Origin of the sequence: Streptomyces sp. SCSIO 30461 (assembly GCF_037023745.1) — a bacterium.
In the GTDB taxonomy this organism is placed as follows: Bacteria; Actinomycetota; Actinomycetes; order Streptomycetales; family Streptomycetaceae; genus Streptomyces.
Map to the genome: position 1 here is coordinate 6,257,060 of NZ_CP146101.1, position 19,979 is coordinate 6,277,038.

The following is a 19,979-nucleotide window of genomic DNA, read 5'->3' on the forward strand; positions in this document are numbered from 1 at the left end:
TCGTCGTTGTCACTTTCTCCATCATCAGCCACTGCCGCCCCGCGGCACCCGGCATCAGCCGGCCAGCCCGGCGGTGAGCAGTTCGACGAAGCCGGCGTCCTCCCGGGCGACGCCGAAGGCCTCCGCGCGCCGGAGTGTGCGCTCGGCCCAGGCGCGGTGCGGCTTCACCTCGTTCATCTTGTTCGTGTAGACCGAACGCAGCACTCCCCCACCTCCTCGCTCCGGGCGAAGGATGTCCTGCGCGTCGCTGAACTCCTCATGGCTGACGACCGACAGTGCGTGGACGGGCAGCACATGGGAGGGGTGGATGCAGGTCTTGCCGAGCAGTCCGTTGGCGCGGTCGAGCTCGATCTCCCGGAGCAGTCCGTCGAGGTCGTGCTCGATCAGCGTGGTGCGGAGCTCATCGGCCCGCACCTCCTGGAAGGGGCTGCGGCGCAGCTGGGGCTTGAACATGCGCTCCTGGCGGGGGAAGTACTCCCACACCGGGCCGGTGATGGTGAAACCGGTGCCGTCGGAGCGACCCAGCACATTGACCACGTCCGCGATGACATGTGCGACGATCTTGACATCGTAGGCGGTCATATCGGGCGAGCGGCGCAACCCGTAGGCGGAGCAGAAGTCGGTGACGCCCAGACGCAGGGCCAGGATCCGGTCCCGGTACTTGTCCACGATACGGGCGATTCCGGCCAGGGTTTCCGCCCTGGTCTCCAGATGCAGCAGCTCGGGGGATTCCAGCACCGGCATGGCGTAGAACTCCCGGCCGACGGCGGACCCGGCACCGCTGAGGGCGTCCAGGAAGGCCCCGCCGCGCTCCTCGGTGAACTTCGGCAGCACGAATCCGGACAGCAGCCGGGCGGTGTCGCCGAGGCGCCCGACGAGGTCGGGGATCTGGCCTGGCTCACGGACCCGGATGAACAGCAGTGGCACATCGCCGCCACGGGTAGCGAGGTCGACGAACTGCCGGACGAGGTTCTCCTCGGCACCCGCCACATCGGCGTCGTCGATGGAGTCCTCCAGACAGAGCACCATGGAGACCACACCGCGCGCGCTCTGCTTGAGCACGTCATCCGCGAGTCGGGGCCTGGTCGCGGGACTGTACAGCGTGGCCCCGAGAGCGACCGAGAGCAGCCCGGCCGGAGCATCGGCCCCGAACTCGGACGGCTCTTTGTAGAACAATCCCTTCCGCACAGTAGCCGGGATGTGCCCGAAATGACGCATATGTCTCCCGCCGTACTGCCGTTGCGGCCCTATCAGGTGATCGGCCGGTAATAGTACGTAGGTGCAAGTGTCATGAAGTCCCCGCGCACATGAAATCGAGGTAACCGGGCAGCCCGGTCCGGCTCACCCGGCGGTATCGCATCCACGGCCTCGACTCGTCCGTCCCGACTCAGCCTGCCCGCGTAACGGTGCGCCCATGCCCGGACCGGCCCCGGCGTTGTCCACGCGGGGGGCGGGAAGGCAGGATTACGGTCATGACGCACGCGATGTTGAAGGGCTCGAACGTACCGCTCGCAGCGACGGCCGTACGGGCCGTACTGCGCTGGTCACCCGGCCCAGGGGTGCCCGACGTGGACGCGTCGGCCCTGCTGCTCGGCGCCGACGGCCGGGTGCGTGCCGACGAGGACTTCGTCTTCTACAACCAGCCCCGGCACCCTTCCGGGCTGGTGCGGCTGATGCCGAAGAAACGAACGGCGGACGGCCTGACCGACACGGTCCAGGCGGACATCGGCACGCTCGACCCGTCGGTGGACCAGGTCGTCCTGGCCGCCTCGTCGGACGGCGGCAGCTTCGCCGGGGTGCGTGACCTGCACATCGCCCTGTATGACGCGGCACAGGCCGATGGCGAACCGCTGGCGGTGTTCGACGTCCAGGCCGAGACCGGTGAGGAGACCGCGATCATCTGCGGTGAGCTCTACCGGCGCGGGGACGGCTGGAAGTTCCGCGCGGTGGGGCAGGGCTACCCGACCGGGCTGATCGGGCTGGCGACAGCCTTCGGCATCTCGGTGGACGAGACGCCCGAGCCGGAGGCCGCAGCACCCCACACGGAGCCGTCCGCGCCCCCCGTACCGCCACAGCAGACCGCCGGGGACCAGAACGCCACCCGGGCGATAAGCGCACCGCCGATGCCGACCACGGCTCCCGCGTACACGCATCCGCAGCAGGCACCACCGCCGGCCCAGCCGGCCTACGGCTACCCGCAACCGGTCCCGAACGCGCCCGGGCCCTCGTACGGCTATCCGCAGCAGCCCCAGCCGTCAGCACAGGCGCAGCCGGCGCAGTCTGCGCAGCCGGGATACGGCTACCCCCAGCCCGCCTCGGCGCCCGCACCGACGCCCGACCGGGACTTCAGGCTGCCTCCGATGGGCCCGCAGTTCATGCGTTAGCGGGACCCGCGCGGCGGGCGGGGTCACGTCTTGGTCTTGTAGCCCCGGCCCCACTGGAGACCCCAGCCGTACAGCCGGTCGAGTTCCGCCTGGAAGCCGTAGACGAATTTGACCTCGCGGCGCACGACCAGCTCGCCCTTCACGTTCTCCAGCGAGAACACCGCGCAGGAGCGCGCCTGCGGGGCACGCTCGTCAAGCTCGATCTCGACCCGCGGCCCGTTGCCCGGGTACAGCGTGACCTTGGCGTGTGTGCGGTCGAAGGCCGGGGTCTGGTCATAGATGTAGACGAAAAACAGCAGGCGTTTGATGTCGTCGCGATGGTCGAGGTTCACGAAGAGCGTCTCGCCCGACGGCGCGCCGAACCGGTCGTCGCCACTGAGCCTGACGTACGGGGCCTCGTTCAGACTGCCGAAGAAGCCGCCGAGCGGCTGCACCACGCCCTTGCTGCCGTCCGCGAGCTCGTAGAGGCAGCCGAGGTCCAGGTCGACGTTGACCACGCCCTGGGTGTGCGCCTGGACCACCTCGGGCTGGAAGAGCTTGAACGGGTGACGCAGCAGCCGTCCGCTCTGCCTCGAACGTCCCTCGATGTCGGAGGTGCGCATCCGCCAGGACAGGTTCACCCGGAGGTTGCCGGTGACGGCGCCCTGCTTGCTGAGTGAGACCTGCGGATGCCGCCGCGTCAGTTGGATGGAGTTGGTCGCCGCGTTCCCCGAGTCGAACTGCGCCGCCGCACCGCCCCGCCACCATCCGTCCAAGAGCCCCATGCCCCACCCCTGACTGTCACCCGTACGCAACTGTCGCCTGTACGCGAGCCGCGGGGCGGCCAGGAGGCCCTGTCGCCGCCTCCTGGCCGCCCCGCTGAGAGCGTTCCTCATTCCCGGGGCCGTCACACTTCCCGTGCGCTGCCGCCCCGGAGGCCGTACACCGGCCGTCTAGACGGCCGGTGCCTTCTCCTTGGCCTCCTCGGTCGCCAGCGCACGGTTGCGCATCACGGAGGAGAGGAAGGAGGCCGCGATCAGCACCACGCCGATGAGTCCGGTGATGATCTCGCTGATCTCGTGCTGGATGGTGACGAGCAGGATCACGGCCAGGGCGCCGATGGCGTAGTGCGCACCGTGCTCCAGGTAGACGTAGTCGTCGAGGGTGCCCTGGCGGACCAGGTAGACCGTGAGGGACCGGACGTACATGGCGCCGATACCGAGGCCGAGTGCCATCCAGAAGATGTGGTTGGTGATGGCGAAGGCGCCGATGACACCGTCGAACGAGAACGACGCGTCCAACACCTCCAGGTAGAGGAACAGGAAGAAGGCGGCCTTACCCGCCAGACCGACGGCGGACACCTGCTTGCCCTCGGCCTTCGCCTTCTGCTCCTCCTCGTGTTCGCGCTCCTCCTCCTCTTCGAGCTTGTCCTCGAAGTAGCCGGAGAGCCCGCCGACGATCAGATAGGTGATCAGACCGGCGACGCCTGCGAGCAGCACGGTGGCGGACTTGTCCGTGAAACCGGTGCTGGTGTGGGCGTGGGTCGCGAAGGTCATCGCGGTGATCAGCAGCACGATCAGGGCGATGCAGACCGACAGCATGTCGACCTTGCCGAACTTGGCCAGCGGGCGCTCAAGCCAGGTCAGCCACTTGATCTCCCGCTCCTCGAAGATGAAGTCGAGGAAGATCATCAACAGGAACATGCCACCGAAGGCGGCGATCGCCGGGTGGGCGTCGGTGACCAGCGCCTCGTACTTCTCGGGCTCGTCGAGTGCGAGATTGACGGCCTCGATCGGACCGACCTTGGCGCTGATGGCGACGATGGCGACGGGGAAGACCAGCCGCATGCCGAAGACCGCGATGAGGATGCCGATGGTGAGAAAGATCTTCTGCCAGAAGGCATTCATCTTCTTCAGGATCCCGGCGTTGACGACCGCGTTGTCGAACGACAGGGAGATTTCGAGGATCGACAGGATCAGCACGATCCCGAACGCCTCCCACCCCCACTGCCAGGCGGCGAATGCGAGGCCGAGCGCCGTGACGGCGAACGACCAGCCGAAAGTTCTCAGGACCACTGCCTATCCCATCGGTTTGTACGGACCCCGCGAGAACGCTCTCCCCCGCGCCACGCCCGGCTTTACGAAACGTTGACCCCGAAGTCTAGAGCGATGCCCCGAAGCCCCGACGCGTACCCCTGCCCCACGGCACGGAACTTCCACTCGCCCCCGTACCGGTAGAGCTCGCCGAAGATCATCGCCGTCTCACTGGAGGCGTCCTCACTGAGGTCGTAGCGGGCCAGCTCAACGCCGTCCGCTTGGTTGACCACGCGGATGAAGGCATTGCTGACCTGGCCGAAGGTCTGACCGCGGTTGTCCGCGTCATGGATGGAGACCGGAAAGACGATCTTGTCGCAGTGGGCGGGCACCCGGGAGAGGTCGACGGTCAGCGACTCGTCGTCGCCGTCACCTTCGCCGGTGAGGTTGTCACCGGTGTGCTCGACGGAGCCCTCTGGGCTTCTCAGATTGTTGTAGAAAACGAACCACTCGTCTCCGAGTACGCGGCCCGCCTGGCAGAGCAGCGCGCTTGCGTCGAGGTCGAACGGGGCTCCGGTGGTGGAGCGTGCGTCCCAGCCGAGTCCGACCAGGACCTGGGTGAGGTTGGGTGCGGCCTTGGAGAGGGAGACATGGCCTCCCTTGGCGAGCGTGACGCCCATGGTGTGAGTCCTCCCCTTGGGGTGCGGTCTTGCAGGCGCGGGCGGGTCCGGCGCCGCACGAAGGGTGTGCGGCGCCGGACCCGGACGCATGGATTGCTCCGCTGGGCTCAGACGTTGACGCCGAAGTCCTGCGCGATGCCACGCAGGCCCGAGGCGTAGCCCTGCCCGATGGCGCGGAACTTCCACTCGGCGCCGTTGCGGTACAGCTCACCGAAGACCATGGCGGTCTCGGTGGACGCGTCCTCGCTCAGGTCGTAACGGGCGAGCTCCACGCCGTCCGCCTGGTTCACCACGCGGATGAACGCGTTGCGCACCTGGCCGAAGGACTGCTGGCGGCTCTCGGCGTCGTAGATGGAGACCGGGAACACGATCTTGGCGACATCGGCCGGAACGGACGCGAGGTTCACCTTGATCTGCTCGTCGTCTCCCTCGCCCTCACCGGTGAGGTTGTCACCGGTGTGCTCGACGGAGCCGTCGGGGCTCTTGAGATTGTTGAAGAAGACGAAGTTCCCGTCGAGGCCGACCTTGCCCTCGGCATTCGTCAGCAGGGCGCTGGCGTCGAGGTCGAAGTCGGTACCGGTGGTGGTGCGGACGTCCCAGCCCAGACCGACGGTGACCGCCGTCAGGTTGGGGGCGGCCTTGGTCAGCGAGACGTTGCCGCCCTTGCTGAGGCTGACTCCCACGAGTCCTCCCATGTAGATGTCAGGGGCAGCGCCCCCGTCGTGCGTTGGCATCGGATCAACGACTGGATCCTAGTGACGGGTTCCCCACCGAAACCAGACACTTCGGCCGATGAGGTTCAGAGCGCGTCGAGCGCCTTGACGTAGTCGTCGAGGTCCCGGGCGTCGGGCAGGTCGTTGACCACGCTCCAGCGCACCGTGCCCGCCTTGTCGATGACGAAGGTGCCGCGTACGGCGCAGCCCTTGTCCTCGGCGAAGACACCGTAGGCCCGGGCCGTCTCGCCGTGCGGCCAGAAGTCGGAGAGCAGCGGGAACTCGATGCCCTCCTGCTCGGCGAACACCCGAAGGGTGTGCACCGAATCGGTGGAGGCGGCGAGCAGCTGCGTGTCGTCGTTGACGAACAGCGGCATTCGGTCGCGCAACGCGGCGAGCTCGCCCGTGCACACCCCGGTGAAGGCGAACGGATAGAACACCAGGACCACGTTCTTCTCCCCGCGGAACCGCGCCAGTGCCACGGTGCGCCCGTGGTTGTCCTTGAGCGTGAAGTCCGGGGCCTCACTGCCGACCTCGATCGCCATCTGCGCTTCCCTCATCCCTGTGCGCCCCGGCCGTCCGGGCGGACCCCGGAACCGGATGGCCGCCAGCCTACGCACAGGGCCCCTGCCGACGGTCATCACGTCGTCGGCAGGGGCCCTGCGAGTGGGCTTCGCTCAGCGCTTGGACTTCGCCGCCTTGGGCGTGACCAGCTTGCTGCCGGTCCAGTCCTTGCCCGCGTTGATGCTCTTGGTCTGGGAAAGACCCGCGGTCTGGGCGGCCTCGTTGATGTCGCTGGGCTCGACATAGCCGTCACGGCCGGTCTTCGGCGTCATCAGCCAGACCGTACCGCCGTCATCGACCAGGCCGATGGCGTCCACCAGTGCGTCCGTGAGGTCACCGTCCTCGTCGCGGAACCACAGCAGGACGACGTCCGCCACGTCGTCGTAGTCCTCGTCGGCCAGTTCCTGGCCGGTGACGGTCTCGATGGCCTCACGGAGCTCCTGCTCGACGTCATCGTCGTAGCCGATCTCCTGGACCACCTGTCCGGGCTCGAACCCCAGCTTCGCTGCCGGGTTGGTCCGCTCCTCCGCGTGGTCCGCGGTCGCGCTCACGGCTTGCCTCCTGATCTTGTTTCGGAAAATGCTTCAGCCGCGCGCGTACGCGAGGCATTGGCCGTAGTCCACACGGGCGGGACGGATCGCGCAAGTACCCGGCCACGGAGACCGCCGAAACGGTGACGTTTACGGCCGTCCCGCCGCAACTCCAGACACCCCGGCACAGCGGGGCGCCGGACCGTCCTACCCTCTTCGCCACCTTTGTACGCTTCCGCGGTGCCGGTCCGCCAATCGGGGACGCATGGTTACCCATCGGTAGAGATGACGTAATTGCTCCCGGGGTACACGATGGGGAGCGGCGCCATCCGCCCGGCACACCAGCAGCAGACCCAGCAGCAATGATCAGCAACCAGTAACCGAAGAGCGAAGGAACAGCGTGGCTTCCGGATCCGATCGCAACCCGATCATCATTGGCGGCCTGCCGAGCCAGGTCCCGGATTTCGATCCGGAGGAGACCCGGGAGTGGCTCGACTCCCTGGACGCCGCCGTCGACCAGCGCGGCCGGGAACGGGCCCGCTATCTCATGCTGCGCCTGATCGAGCGGGCTCGCGAGAAGCGCGTGGCCGTGCCCGAGATGCGCAGCACGGACTACGTGAACACCATCGCCACCAAGGACGAGCCGTTCTTCCCCGGCAACGAGGAGATCGAACGCAAGATCCTCAACGCGACCCGCTGGAACGCCGCGGTCATGGTGTCCCGCGCCCAGCGGCCTGGCATCGGCGTCGGCGGCCACATCGCGACCTTCGCCTCCTCCGCCTCGCTCTACGACGTCGGCTTCAACCACTTCTTCCGCGGCAAGGACGAGGGCGACGGCGGCGACCAGATCTTCTTCCAGGGCCACGCCTCGCCCGGGATCTACGCACGCGCCTTTCTGCTGGACCGACTGAACGAGACCCAGCTCGACGCCTTCCGCCAGGAGAAGTCGAAGTACCCGAACGGGCTGTCCTCCTACCCTCATCCGCGGCTGATGCCGGACTTCTGGGAGTTCCCGACCGTGTCGATGGGCCTCGGCCCACTCGGCGCGATCTACCAGGCGCGGATGAACCGCTACATGGAGGCCCGCGGGATCGCGGACACCTCCAGGTCGCATGTCTGGGCCTTCCTCGGCGACGGCGAGATGGACGAGCCCGAGTCGCTGGGCCAGCTGTCCCTGGCCGCCCGCGAGGGTCTGGACAACCTGACCTTCGTGGTCAACTGCAACCTCCAGCGGCTCGACGGCCCGGTGCGCGGAAACGGCAAGATCATCCAGGAGCTGGAGTCGATCTTCCGCGGTGCCGGCTGGAACGTGATCAAGCTGATCTGGGACCGCACCTGGGACCCGCTTCTGGCCCAGGACCGGGACGGCGTGCTGGTGAACAAGCTGAACACCACGCCTGACGGCCAGTTCCAGACGTATGCCACCGAGACCGGCGACTACATCCGCCGGCACTTCTTCGGCGACGACCACCGGCTGCGAGCCATGATCGCGAACATGACCGACGCCCAGATCCTGCACCTGGGGCGCGGCGGTCACGACCACAAGAAGATCTTCGCCGCCTACTCCGCCGCACGCGCCCACAAGGGCCAGCCGACCGTGATCCTCGCCCAGACCGTCAAGGGCTGGACACTCGGACCGAACTTCGAGGGCCGCAACGCGACCCACCAGATGAAGAAGCTGACGGTCGACGACCTGAAGGGCTTCCGCGACCGGCTGCACCTGCCGATCACGGACGCGCAGTTGGAGAGCGGCCTGCCGCCGTACTACCACCCGGGCCGCGACTCGGAGGAGATCCAGTACATGCACGACCGCCGCCAGGGCCTGGGCGGATACGTCCCGACCCGGGTCGTGCGGTCGGAGCCGCTGGCCCTGCCTGACGACTCGGCGTACGCGGCGGTGAAGAAGGGCTCGGGCCAGCAGTCGATCGCCACCACGATGGCGTTCGTCCGACTGCTGAAGGACCTGATGCGGGACAAGGAGATCGGCAAGCGGTTCGTGCTGATCGCCCCGGACGAGTACCGCACCTTCGGTATGGACTCCTTCTTCCCGAGCGCCAAGATCTACAACCCGCTCGGGCAGCAGTACGAGGCCGTGGACCGCGAGCTGCTGCTCGCGTACAAGGAGTCGCCGACCGGCCAGATGCTGCACGACGGCATCTCGGAAGCGGGCTGCACGGCCTCCCTGATCGCCGCGGGTTCCGCCTATGCCACACACGGCGAGCCGCTGATCCCGGTCTATGTCTTCTACTCGATGTTCGGTTTCCAGCGCACCGGCGACCAGTTCTGGCAGATGGCCGACCAGCTCGCGCGCGGCTTCGTCCTGGGCGCGACCGCCGGCCGGACCACCCTGACCGGAGAAGGCCTCCAGCACGCCGACGGCCACTCCCAGCTGCTGGCCTCGACCAACCCGGGCTGCGTGGCCTACGACCCTGCCTTCGGCTTCGAGATCGCCCACATCGTCAGGGACGGTCTGCGCCGGATGTACGGCTCCGACGCCGAACACCCGCACGGTGAGGACGTCTTCTACTACCTGACGGTCTACAACGAGCCGATCCAGCACCCGGCCGAGCCCGCAGATGTCGATGTGGACGGCATCCTCAGCGGCATCCACCGCTTCAAGCAGGGCGAGGCAGGCCAGATCCCGGCACAGATCATGGCGTCCGGTGTCGCGGTGCCGTGGGCCCTGGAGGCGCAGCGGATCCTCGCCGACGAGTGGAACGTACGGGCCGACGTATGGTCCGCGACCTCCTGGAACGAACTGCGGCGGGAGGCCGTGGCAGTGGAGGAGCACAATCTGCTTCACCCGGAGGAGGAGCAGCGCGTCCCGTATGTGACGCGGAAGCTCACTGCCGCCGAGGGCCCGTTCGTGGCCGTGTCGGACTGGATGCGCTCGGTGCCGGACCAGATCGCCCGCTGGGTGCCGGGCCGCTACACCTCGCTGGGCGCGGATGGGTTCGGTTTCGCGGACACCCGCGGTGCCGCCCGCCGCTACTTCCACATCGACGCCCAGTCGATTGTGCTGGCGGTGCTGACCGAGCTTGCCAGGGACGGCAAGGTGGACCGCTCGGTGCTCAAGCAGGCCGTGGACCGCTACCAGCTGCTCGATGTGGCGGCGGCCGACCCGGGCTCGGCCGGCGGCGACGCATAGGAGCAAGGGCAGGTACGGACACCGCGGAATACCACGGTGGGTGGGGACGGTGCAGGGCACCGTCCCCACCCACGGCTCCGCTCCGTTGCCTACGATGCGCCGCATGAAGGAACGATCGGCGCAGCTACGCTGGGAAGCACACACGCAGAACCCCCTGCTGGGTCTAGCGCTGGCGTTCGGGCTGGCGTACGCGGTGCCGATCGTGGCACCGGACGCCCGGCCTTGGGTGCACCAGCTCTGTGAGACGGTGGAGTGGGTGGTGTGGGGCACCTTCGCCTGCGACTACGTCGTACGGCTGGCACTCGCACCCCGTAAATGGAACTTCGTCCGCAAGCACCCCCTCGACCTGCTTTCCGTACTGCTGCCGCTGGTGCAGCCGCTGCGACTGCTGCGCATGGTCGCAACGCTGATGCTGGTCGGCCGGCGCGCCAGGATGGCGACGCAGATCACGCTGACCACCTATGTGGCGGGCGCTGTGATCGGCCTGCTGATGTTCGGTTCGCTCGCGGTGCTGCACGTCGAGCGGACCGCGCCGAACGGGAACATCAAGACGCTCGGCGACGCCGTGTGGTGGTCGTTCACGACGATGACGACCGTCGGCTACGGCGACCACGCACCGACCACCGGTATGGGCCGGGTACTGGCGGTGGGTCTGATGCTGTCCGGTATCGCCCTCCTGGGTGTGGTCACGGCCAACATCGCCGCATGGTTCATCGCCCGCTTCGAACGAGACGACGCGGAGGAGCGCCGTCAGACGGCCCTGCTTGAGGCACTGACCCTGGAGGTCGGTCAGCTGCGGGCGGAAGTGGCGCGGCTGTCCGGGGCGACGGGGGCGAGGACGGGGACGGTGGAGGTGAACGCGGCAAGGCAGGTGGACGCCGCACTCCCCACGCAGGCGACGGACGCGCTGCACCCTGCGCAGTCGGCACCCGAACGGAATCCCGCCTCTGGGACACCCCACGAACCAGGCCGCATCTGACGCCCTGCCCCAGGAGTCCCGTCTGGCCCTGCTCCCAGGAGTGGGGCCACGGCCGAGAATGGTCCGTGTCTCCCGGCCACGTGTCCCAGCTACGTCTCCCACACCTTGAACGCCCGCACCCGGTAGGGGGACTGCGGCACCCAGGTGCCACCGCCCGGATAGGTCTCGAACTCGCCCGTCTCGGCGCACTCCGCCGACTGGTAGGTGGTGACGGGCCGTCCGGTGCGGTTTGCGAGAGCCAGCGCCGTGGTGCCGACGGGCAGCGTGGCGCATGACTCGATATCGAGACCGGACAGCTCGTACACCTGCCGGGGCCCGGTGAAATCCGGTCTCTCCCAGAGGCAGAGCTCACCCGCGGCGCAGGGACCCAGCGGCACCCGGTCGGTCGCGGCCGACCCGGCCGAGCCCGGCACCTCGGGTGCCGCGGGTGCCGCGGGTGCCGCGGGTGCCGCGGGTGCCGCGGCAGCGAGCACGGTGAAGACAGCAAGCAGTGTGAGGGCGGCGGGAAGTGTCGTACGCATATGGATCAACCCCCGTGTCGTTACGTGCACGCAATGACGCATGCCGTATACGCAGAGTGACCGGCTCCCACGGTGTGGCGGAAGGCCTGACGGGCGAGTTCATCCTCACGAGTGACCGCGCCACAGGCGCCCCCGGACGCGTGATCTCTCTCACGGTCTTCGTGACTGCCGTCGAGGGCCCCCTAGGCTGTCCCCTCAGTGACTCCCCTCGACTCGACTCCCCCACTCAACGTCTGGCGCGCCCTGCTCGCTCTTGCCGTCGTGTTCGTGCTGCTCGCGACCACCGGTTGGACCGCAGTACGAGATCAGCCCGGTCCCGGTGAGCCCAGGGACATCGCACTCGCCGCCTGGGCCAAGGACCGGATCAGGTCCCGCGCTCTGCCCGACGCCAACGCCACGCCCGAGCGACTGGCACGGTTCTTCGCTTCCACGGACATGCGAAGCGCGAGGGAGATCGCGGACCGGCACCCCTTGATCGTGGGCAACCTCGACGGCGCCCCGGTCACGCTGCGCTACCGCGCCAACCGGACGGCGCTGACCGAGGCACTCCGCGTGGAGGAGTCGCGTACGCATGATGCCCGGCTCTCCGCCGAGGGCCGGGGCGAGGCGAGGCGGCGGATGCACCGGTTCACCTCCCTGCTGCAGCCCGGTCGCCAGATCCTGGCCTTCGACCCCTCGGGCAAAGGCCGCGTCGCCGAGGTCTTCGGCGACCTCGAACGCGCGCAGCGGGTCTCGGTCGTCGTACCCGGCGTCGACACCAATCTGCTGACCTTCGAGAGGACCAACCGTAAGTACACGGCACCGGTGGGCATGGCACAGTCCCTCTACGAAGCCGAACGGACCGCCTCACCCACCACTCGGACCGCCGTGATCGCCTGGGCCGACTACAGCGCTCCGACCGGGGTGGGTCTGGACGCCTCGACCGGCAGGCTCGCCGCGACCGGCGCCGACCGGCTCGTGGCGCTGACCCGTTCGCTGCCCGGCACCGCCCGGGTATCGCTGTTCTGCCACAGCTACGGCTCGGTGGTCTGCGGTGTCGCCGCCAGTGAACTGCCGCGGCGGGTCGGCGACCTGGCGGTCGCAGGCAGCCCGGGGATGCGAGCCGAGAGCGCGGCACGGCTCAGGACCACGGCCCGGGTGTGGGCCATGCGCGACAGCGACGACTGGATCCAGGACGTGCCCTATCTGGAGGTCGGCGGGCTCGGCCACGGCGCGGACCCGGTCACACCCGAGTTCGGGGCGCGGGTGCTGTCCGCGACGGGCGCGGTGGGGCACGCCGGGTACTTCGAGCCCGGCACCGAGAGCCTGGCCAACTTCGCCGAGATAGGCGTCGGCGCATACGGCGCGGTGAGCTGCGCGGATGGTGTCGGCGCCTGCCGCGCCGGACTCCAGGCGCTGAACACGGCCTGAGACCCGCCAGGTCTGAGGCTTGAGGGACCGGGCGGACCAGGCCTGAGAACCGGAAGGGCCAAACCTGAGAACCGGGCGGACCAAGCCTGAGGGTCTGGCCGGACGCCTGAGGCCCGATGCTCGACACACGGTCCTGCAGAGGCGGGCGTTCGTGCCGTGCGCGATACGCCCCCGAAGTACGCCGAGGTCCGTCCATGGCTCTTTCGGGGGGCGACGCGCCCGCGTACGCCGCCTACGATGAGGCGCATGGGTGATGTGCTGGCCGGAAACCATGCCGACTGGGAGTTCGAACGGGACTCCGTACTCATCCGCTTCGCACGGGGAAATCGCGGCACACCGAAGCTGTTCCAGGTTTTGGGCGAACGACGCGTCCCCCTCGAAGCGCTGGAGTCGGTGACGCTCTACCCGGGCAAGCGCGGCACGATCGTGCTGCGCGCGGTGCCGAGACCGGGCGCCGATCCGCTGATCGACGCCGCCGACGGCCAGCTCCCGGAGAACTGCGACCCCTACCGGTTGGTGCTGCCCGCCGACCGCGAGCTGATCGCCGAGTACTACGCGGACCAACTCCGCGCCGTGCTGCCCGGTCCTGGTGGGGGCGCGGTCCCCGCGGCTTCGTACCTGGTGCAGTCCGTCGAGGCACCGCTCCAGTTCAAGGCCTACGACGGCAAGGCCTCGTTCGATGGCGAGAAAGTGACGTTCCGCTGGTCCTGGACGGGCGCTTCGTCCGCCAAGTGGAAGGCCGGTGACCAGACCTTCGCGGTGTCCGAGCTGACCGGCGTGGAGTGGCGCTCCCCCGATGTCTTCGACGGGTACCTGCGGCTGCTGCGCCGCCCCGGTGACCCCGCCCTGGACGGCATCCCTCCGGGTACCCCGCCCGCGCAGGCCGACAAGGACCCGGCCGCGGTGGTGTTCGGCCTCGGATACGGGCCGGTCCATGAGTCGCTGCCATTCGCCGCGGCCGTGCTGGAGGCGATACGCGGCACTTCGTCGTCCATGGCTCCGGTGCCGTCCGCGCATGACCCGGCAGGGGTCGCGGAGCGGATGAGGCACCTCGGGGAGCTGCACAGCGCGGGGCTGGTGACGGACGAGGAGTTCCGCGCGAAGAAGGCGGAGTTGCTGGCAGAGCTGTAGCCGGTCCCGCGCATCGTGCGCGGTGCGGTGTCATACCGGGGTATGACACCGCACTCGGGCCCCCGGTATGACGAACCGACCGGATCCGGCACCTACCCTTGACCGGGCCATGCCCCAGACGAACCCTCCCCTCCGCCGGTACGCCATCGAGGCGCTGCGCGGTCTCGCGCACCCCTCGCCGCCACCGGCCGCACCGCCCGCCGGCTCTCCCCGGCGGTGGCGGCACAGGGTCCCCTACTTCCTCGTGTGCGTGATCACCGCGATCTTGCTGCCCACGACGGCGTTCCATCTCATCGAGCTGTACGGGGCCAATCGCGGGCTCGCCCAACTGCTCGCCGTCGGCACCGCCGGACCGCTGCTGATGATCGTGCACCGGCCGCTCCAGGCCTGGTGGATCATCTTCAGCTTCGACATCGTCTGCGCGCTCAACCTGGCAGGCACCGCCGACCACGCCATCTGGCCATGGCCGCCGCCGATCATCATCGGCTACCTCTTCCTGATGCTGGCTCTCGCCCTGCGCGAGCCACGCCGCACACTTGTCGCGGTGTGGCTGCTGACCGGCGTGGTCGGTTTCCTGCTGAGCCAGACCGCGACACCCGTCCCGGACGGGCGCGGCAACAGCGGCGGCGACGTGCTGCTCTTCGTGCTGAGCGGTGTGGTGCTGTTCATCGGCGCGGCCATCCGCGAACGCCGTGACGCCCAGCGCAGGCTGGCGGAGCAGGAGACCATCAGTGAGGCGGAGCGCGCCCGGCGCACGCTCCTGGAGGAACGGACCCGGATCGCGCGGGAGTTGCACGACGTAGTGGCGCACCACATGTCCGTGATCACCGTGCAGGCCGACTCGGCGCCGTACCGGATCGACGGCTTGCCCGACGCGGCCCGCGAGGAGTTCGCCACGATCGCCATCAGCGCCAGGGAGTCGCTCACCGAGATGCGCCGCCTGCTGTCCGTGCTGCGCAGCGAGGGTTCCGAGGGGGAGCGGGCACCGCAGCCCGGACTCGACCGGATCCAGCAGCTGGTCGAGGCGACGGTTCGCGCCGGGGTGCCGGTCGCGCTGTCGCTCCAGTCGGGGCTGACCGAGTCGGACGACATTCCGCAGTCGGTGGACCTGTCGGCGTACCGCATCGTGCAGGAGGCGCTCGCGAACGTCGTACGCCATGCCCCGGGTACGACGACCCGTGTGTCGGTGACCGCCGACGACGGCCATCTGACCGTTCTCGTGGTCAACGCAGCGGCGACCGAGCCCGTGGCGGTGCTGGAGAGCGCGGGGACCGGGCACGGTCTGGTGGGCATGCGGGAACGCGTACGGCTGGCCGGCGGCACCCTGGACACCGGGCCACTGCCGGACGGCGGCTTCCGAGTGGCCGCACGGATGCCGCTCGCACCCGGTGCCTCCCGTACTCCCGCCCAGTCCACTGTGCCGACCGCGAAGGACCCCCAGTGACGATCCGCGTGATCATCGTCGATGACCAGGCCATGGTGCGCGCGGGGTTCGCCGCGCTGCTGTCCGCGCAGGCGGACATCGACGTCGTGGGCGAGGCACCGGACGGCCGCGCGGGTGTCCGGACCGCCCGCACCACCCACCCCGACGTGGTCCTGATGGACGTGCGGATGCCGGAACTCGACGGGCTCGCGGCGGCCCGGGAGATCCTCTCGCCGCCGCCGGGCGTGGTCCATGTGCCGAAGGTGCTGATGCTGACCACCTTCGACGTGGACGACTATGTCCACGAGGCGCTGCGCGCGGGTGCTTCGGGGTTTCTGCTCAAGGACGCGCCACCGGCCGACCTGATCTCGGCGGTACGGGTGGTGGCCGCCGGCGAGGCACTCCTCGCGCCCTCGGTGACCCGCCGTCTGATCGCGGACTTCGCGGCACAGCGCCCCGCCCCGCGCGGGGGGCGCGCGGCGCTGCGGCTCGGCGGGCTCACCCCGCGTGAGACGGAGGTGCTGGAGCTGATCGCGCGGGGGTTGTCGAACCTGCAGATAGCGGAGCAGCTGGTCGTCGCCGAGCAGACGGTGAAGACACATGTGGGACGGGTACTGGCGAAGCTGGGTCTGCGGGACAGGGCGCAGGCGGTGATCTTCGCCTACGAGTCGGGGCTCGTACGGCCCGGCGGGGCGTGAGCGGTACGGACGACCGCGACGGCGGCGTGAGCCGCACGGGCCCCCAGAGCGACGGCCACCACGCGCTTCAGGATCGTGGGACCGCGTCCTTTAGGGTCGTACGCATGCAGAGCCTCGCGTTGATCGGGAACTGGCCCGTACCCACCGCCGCCGTCGCGGTCGTCCGTGCGGACGGCACCGTCGCCGGGACCCGCGGTCCCACGGCACACCGCTTCCCGCTCGCCTCGGTCACCAAGCCGCTCGCCGCCTACGCCGCGCTCGTCGCGTACGAGGAAGGCGCCGTGGAGCTGGATGAGCCCGCGGGGCCCGATGGGGCCACCGTGCGGCATCTGCTCGCGCACACCAGCGGGCTGGCGTTCGACGAGCACCGGACCGTGGCCGCGCCGGGGACCCGGAGGCTCTACTCGAACGCGGGCTTCGAGGTGCTCGGCGACCACATCGCCAAGGCCACCGACATCCCGTTCGCGGAGTATCTGCGGCAGGCGGTGCTGGAGCCCCTGGGGATGACGTCCACGACGCTGGACGGTTCGCCCGCGAAGGACGGCGTGTCCACGGTGGACGACCTGGTGCGGTTCGCGGCTGAGGTGCAGGCGCCGAGGCTGCTCGATCCGCGCACCGTACTGGAAGCGATGTCCGTGGTGCACCCGGGTCTGTCGGGTGTCCTGCCGGGCTACGGGCACCAGAAGCCCAACGACTGGGGCCTCGGCTTCGAGATCCGGGACTCCAAGTCGCCGCATTGGACGGGTGTATCGTCATCCCCGCGCACCTTCGGGCATTTCGGACAGTCCGGTACGTTCCTATGGGTCGATCCGGACGCCCGCGCGGCCTGTGTGGCGCTGACCGACCGGGCCTTCGGACCATGGGCGGTCGAGGCATGGCCGCCGTTCACCGACGCGGTGCTCGCCGAGCTGCGGGCCGCCGCAGGCTGAGCCGCTCAACCCGTTCCGCCGCTCGGGCCGGACGGGTCGGACAGGTCGAACGGGACCGGCGCCCGGCCCACCCCGGTCTCGGTCGGCACCGGGGCGGGATCCGCGTTGATGTCGATACCGCAGGCCGCGGGGCTCAACGACAGGTCCCGGCCGGTCAGTCTCACCGTGCCCTCGCCCTGGGAGTCCTGCGCGTAGGCGATCGTGCAGACCAGCTGACTCAGCGCGGTCTCGTCGAGTCCGTCCAGGGCGATCGGGAGCACCACCTCGACTTCGCCGCCCTTCTCGTGCCCGACCTGCACGATTGCGTTCGGGTCTCCCCGGGGCAGACCCGTGCCCAGACCGGCGGCCCTGTCGTGCTCGGCCGGACCCGCGAACAGCTCGCGGACCGATTTCCCCGTCAACGCGATCGTGTCCTGGCCCTGCGCGTACTCGGGGCCGAATCCGGTCGAAGGGCCAAGGAAGGCCGCGGGCGACCGGATCACGGGGCTCAGCCGCCCGTCCGGTCCGTGGAAGAAGAGCAGCACATCGCTGCCCCGGTTCACGAAGGCCTGGAGGGTCGCGGGACCGCCCGCCTCGATGACATCGGTCTCCTGGATGCCGCAGCCGGCCATCAGCAGCAGCGCGGCCGGCGTCACGGCGGCGACCGCGTACCGACAGCGCAGGCGATGCGCGCGCCTCATCCCTCGGCCTCCTCCGCGCGGAGCGGTATCTCCACGGTGAAGACAGCCCCGCCACCCGGCTGGTTCCCGGCCCGCACCGTGCCTCCGTGCAACCGTACGTTCTCCAGCGTGATCGCCAGCCCGAGCCCGCTGCCCGCCGATCGGGTACGGGCAGCGTCGGCCTTGTAGAAGCGGTCGAAGATATGCGGCAGCACCTCGGGACTGATTCCGGGACCGCTGTCGGCGACCTCGGTGACCAGCACCGGCACACCGTCGGAGCGCGCCTCGGTGCGCAGTCGTACGGTGACGGGAGTACCGCCGTGCCGCAGGGCGTTGCCGACCAGATTGGCCACGACCAGGTCGAAGCGGCGCGGATCGAGCCGGGCACGGGTGCCGTCGGGCAGTTCGGTGCGCACTCCGCGCTCGCCGGTCCAGTGGCGGTTCTCCAGGGTCTTGCGGATGGCCTCGGCCGCGTCGACCTCGTCGGTGTTCAGCTCTGCCGCTCGGGCGTCGAAGCGGGAGATCTCCATCAGGTCCTCGACCAGCACGGCCAGCTTTCCGGTCTCGGTGCTGACGAGCCGCACCGCCTTCGCCGTGTCCGGGTCCAGGCTGCCCGCTTCCTCGTCGAGCACCTCCGTGACGGCGAGCATCCCGGCGAGCGGGGTGCGCAGCTCGTGCGAGACGTCGGAAGCGAAGCGGCGGGCGCGTTCCTCGGCCTGCCGCAGCTCCTCCACGGAGCGTTCGAGCTCGCCCGCCGACTCGTTGAAGGTACGCGCCAGTTCGGCGAGTTCGTCGCTGCCCCTGACCCGGATACGCGTGTCCAGCCTCCCGCTGCCCATGCTCCGCGCGGCCTGCCGCAGCTCGCGCACCGGCCTCAGCACGCTGCGCGCCGCCAGCAGCGCGGGCACCAGGGCGATGGCGAGTCCGGGCAGGGCACCGTCTCGGGCCGCCGTGACCAGCGCGTCGACGTTGAGCTGTTCATCGGTCATCCGCATGACGGCGTACATGACGAGCCGGCTGGGAAGCACCCCTCCTGGACCGGCCTTGAAGACGGTGGGCATGCCGATGGTGAGGTACGGGACCCCGTCCTTGACCACCCGCTGGAACGCGCCGTTGGGGTTGGCCGCCGCGGAACGGCGCAGCTCGGGTGTGATCACGGTGGAGACGGGGCTGGTGCCCGACGACGCGCGGATCGAGCCGTACTCGGCGAACACCACCCAGGGGTGGGGTTTGCCCTTGCGCGCGATCTCCCGGAGGGCGTCTCCGAGCCCCTCCGACTGGATGGGCAGCCCGAAGCCCATCAGCTGGATCTGGTCGCGGAACGACGTGACGGCCGTGTCCTGGGCCGTCTCCAGCAGGGCGTTGCGGGCCTCACGGTAGGTCAGCGCGGCGGTGGTGCCCGCGCTGACCGCCGCGACCAGCAGGAAGGCGAGCACGAGCCTGACCCGCAGCCCGAAGGCCGCCGTCCGCGCGCGGCTGATCACAGCGGTCCGAAGCGGTAGCCGAAGCCCCGCAGGGTCTGGATGTAGCGGGGGGCTCCGTCCTCGTCCTCGATCTTGTTGCGCAGGCGCCGCACGCAGGCGTCCACCAGCCGGGCGTCCGCGTGATAGCCGTGCTCCCACACGTGTTCGAGCAACTGCTGCCTGCTGAACACCTGCTCGGGCGCCGCGGACAGATGCAGCAGCAGCTTCAGCTCGGAAGGCGCGAGCGCGAGCTGCCGTCCGGACTTGGTCACGGCCAGTCCCGCACGGTCGATGGCGAGCTCGCCGTGCACCTCGACGGCGGCACGGCCCTGGCCGCCCCCCGGCCCCTGGGCGAAGTCCTCGATTCGGCGCAGCACCGCGCGGATACGCGCCTCGATCACCTCGGTACGGGCGGGTTTGACGATGTAGTCGTCGGCACCGGCCTCAAGGCCCACGACAACGTCGAAGTCGTCCCCGCGCGCGGTGAGCATGATGATCGGCAACTGGCTGCTCTCGCGCACCCGGCGGCAGACCTGGACTCCGTTCATCCCGGGCAGCATCAGGTCCAGCAGCAGCAGATCGGGACGGAACTCGCCCAGCGCGGCGAGCCCTGCCTCGCCGGTGGCGGCGGACCGCACCTCGTGTCCGCGGCGGCGCAGACCGAGCTCGACCCCTTCGCGTACGGAAGGGTCGTCCTCGATGAGGAGCACGCGGGGCATCGGGAGTCTCCCTCGG

19 protein-coding genes are annotated in these 19,979 nt (G+C 69.4%); 8 read left to right on the forward strand and 11 right to left on the reverse strand.

The genetic code is table 11. The features are described from left to right. Positions 1-54 precede the first annotated feature (54 nt). Positions 55-1,218, reverse strand: a complete 1,164-nt coding sequence (locus tag V1460_RS28095; RefSeq protein WP_338676404.1) for an HpcH/HpaI aldolase/citrate lyase family protein — start codon at positions 1,216-1,218, stop codon at positions 55-57. A gap of 254 nt (positions 1,219-1,472) precedes the next feature. Here V1460_RS28095 and V1460_RS28100 point away from each other — a divergent pair, with 254 nt between their 5' ends. After that, positions 1,473-2,384 carry a TerD family protein gene (locus tag V1460_RS28100; RefSeq protein ID WP_338676405.1) on the forward strand — a complete coding sequence of 304 codons (912 nt, stop codon included), beginning with the start codon at positions 1,473-1,475 and terminating at the stop codon, positions 2,382-2,384. A 23-nt stretch (positions 2,385-2,407) separates the two neighbouring features. Here the strand turns inward: V1460_RS28100 and V1460_RS28105 are convergent, their stop codons facing one another. From V1460_RS28105 to V1460_RS28130, 6 genes are all read right to left on the reverse strand, one after another. Next, on the reverse strand, positions 2,408-3,148 hold the full coding sequence (locus V1460_RS28105; RefSeq protein WP_338676406.1) for a Tellurium resistance: 741 nt from the start codon (positions 3,146-3,148) through the stop codon (positions 2,408-2,410). A gap of 168 nt (positions 3,149-3,316) precedes the next feature. Next, positions 3,317-4,438: a DUF475 domain-containing protein gene (locus V1460_RS28110; protein WP_338676407.1), complete on the reverse strand. Its 1,122-nt coding sequence runs from the start codon at positions 4,436-4,438 to the stop codon at positions 3,317-3,319. Between the two features lie 62 nt (positions 4,439-4,500). Next, positions 4,501-5,076, reverse strand: a complete 576-nt coding sequence (locus V1460_RS28115) for a TerD family protein (protein ID WP_338676408.1) — start codon at positions 5,074-5,076, stop codon at positions 4,501-4,503. Positions 5,077-5,183: 107 nt separating this feature from the next. Then, positions 5,184-5,759, reverse strand: coding sequence for a TerD family protein (locus V1460_RS28120; protein WP_338678239.1), 576 nt, complete (start codon positions 5,757-5,759; stop codon positions 5,184-5,186). Between the two features lie 116 nt (positions 5,760-5,875). After that, positions 5,876-6,334, reverse strand: coding sequence for a peroxiredoxin (locus tag V1460_RS28125; RefSeq protein ID WP_338676409.1), 459 nt, complete (start codon positions 6,332-6,334; stop codon positions 5,876-5,878). A gap of 132 nt (positions 6,335-6,466) precedes the next feature. Further along, a complete protein-coding gene (locus V1460_RS28130; RefSeq protein ID WP_338676410.1) occupies positions 6,467-6,904 on the reverse strand; it encodes a DUF3052 domain-containing protein in 438 nt (145 codons plus the stop codon). 379 nt (positions 6,905-7,283) lie between these two features. On the opposite strand from V1460_RS28130, the gene aceE reads away from it, so the two are divergent. Beyond that, the gene (aceE, locus tag V1460_RS28135) at positions 7,284-10,031 is read left to right on the forward strand and encodes a pyruvate dehydrogenase (acetyl-transferring), homodimeric type (RefSeq protein WP_338676411.1); all 2,748 of its coding nucleotides are present in this window, start codon (positions 7,284-7,286) and stop codon (positions 10,029-10,031) included. Between the two features lie 103 nt (positions 10,032-10,134). Further along, positions 10,135-11,010, forward strand: a complete 876-nt coding sequence (locus tag V1460_RS28140) for a potassium channel family protein (protein ID WP_338676412.1) — start codon at positions 10,135-10,137, stop codon at positions 11,008-11,010. Between the two features lie 89 nt (positions 11,011-11,099). Here V1460_RS28140 and V1460_RS28145 read toward each other — a convergent pair whose 3' ends face one another. Beyond that, positions 11,100-11,531: a peptidase inhibitor family I36 protein gene (locus V1460_RS28145; protein ID WP_338676413.1), complete on the reverse strand. Its 432-nt coding sequence runs from the start codon at positions 11,529-11,531 to the stop codon at positions 11,100-11,102. A gap of 198 nt (positions 11,532-11,729) precedes the next feature. On the opposite strand from V1460_RS28145, the gene V1460_RS28150 reads away from it, so the two are divergent. The 5 genes from V1460_RS28150 (at position 11,730) to V1460_RS28170 (ending at position 17,122) form a co-directional block, all read left to right on the forward strand. Continuing rightward, positions 11,730-12,941: an alpha/beta hydrolase gene (locus tag V1460_RS28150; RefSeq protein WP_338676414.1), complete on the forward strand. Its 1,212-nt coding sequence runs from the start codon at positions 11,730-11,732 to the stop codon at positions 12,939-12,941. 246 nt (positions 12,942-13,187) lie between these two features. Then, entirely contained in the window at positions 13,188-14,072 is an 885-nt protein-coding gene (locus V1460_RS28155) for a DUF4429 domain-containing protein (RefSeq protein WP_338676415.1), read from the forward strand. A 109-nt stretch (positions 14,073-14,181) separates the two neighbouring features. Further along, positions 14,182-15,516: a sensor histidine kinase gene (locus V1460_RS28160; protein WP_338676416.1), complete on the forward strand. Its 1,335-nt coding sequence runs from the start codon at positions 14,182-14,184 to the stop codon at positions 15,514-15,516. After that, positions 15,513-16,193: a response regulator transcription factor gene (locus V1460_RS28165; protein ID WP_338676417.1), complete on the forward strand. Its 681-nt coding sequence runs from the start codon at positions 15,513-15,515 to the stop codon at positions 16,191-16,193. The genes V1460_RS28160 and V1460_RS28165 overlap by 4 nt, the downstream gene beginning before the upstream one ends. Before the next feature lie 104 nt (positions 16,194-16,297). Then, positions 16,298-17,122, forward strand: a complete 825-nt coding sequence (locus V1460_RS28170) for a serine hydrolase domain-containing protein (RefSeq protein ID WP_338676418.1) — start codon at positions 16,298-16,300, stop codon at positions 17,120-17,122. Positions 17,123-17,127: 5 nt separating this feature from the next. Here V1460_RS28170 and V1460_RS28175 read toward each other — a convergent pair whose 3' ends face one another. Genes V1460_RS28175 through V1460_RS28185 form a run of 3 tightly spaced genes read right to left on the reverse strand, consistent with a single transcriptional unit; the run spans position 17,128 to position 19,963 of the window. Further along, the gene (locus V1460_RS28175) at positions 17,128-17,802 is read right to left on the reverse strand and encodes a hypothetical protein (RefSeq protein WP_338676419.1); all 675 of its coding nucleotides are present in this window, start codon (positions 17,800-17,802) and stop codon (positions 17,128-17,130) included. Then, positions 17,799-19,265 carry an ATP-binding protein gene (locus V1460_RS28180; protein ID WP_407077543.1) on the reverse strand — a complete coding sequence of 489 codons (1,467 nt, stop codon included), beginning with the start codon at positions 19,263-19,265 and terminating at the stop codon, positions 17,799-17,801. The genes V1460_RS28175 and V1460_RS28180 overlap by 4 nt, the downstream gene beginning before the upstream one ends. Then, positions 19,262-19,963: a response regulator transcription factor gene (locus tag V1460_RS28185; RefSeq protein ID WP_338676420.1), complete on the reverse strand. Its 702-nt coding sequence runs from the start codon at positions 19,961-19,963 to the stop codon at positions 19,262-19,264. The genes V1460_RS28180 and V1460_RS28185 overlap by 4 nt, the downstream gene beginning before the upstream one ends. Positions 19,964-19,979: the final 16 nt, after the last annotated feature.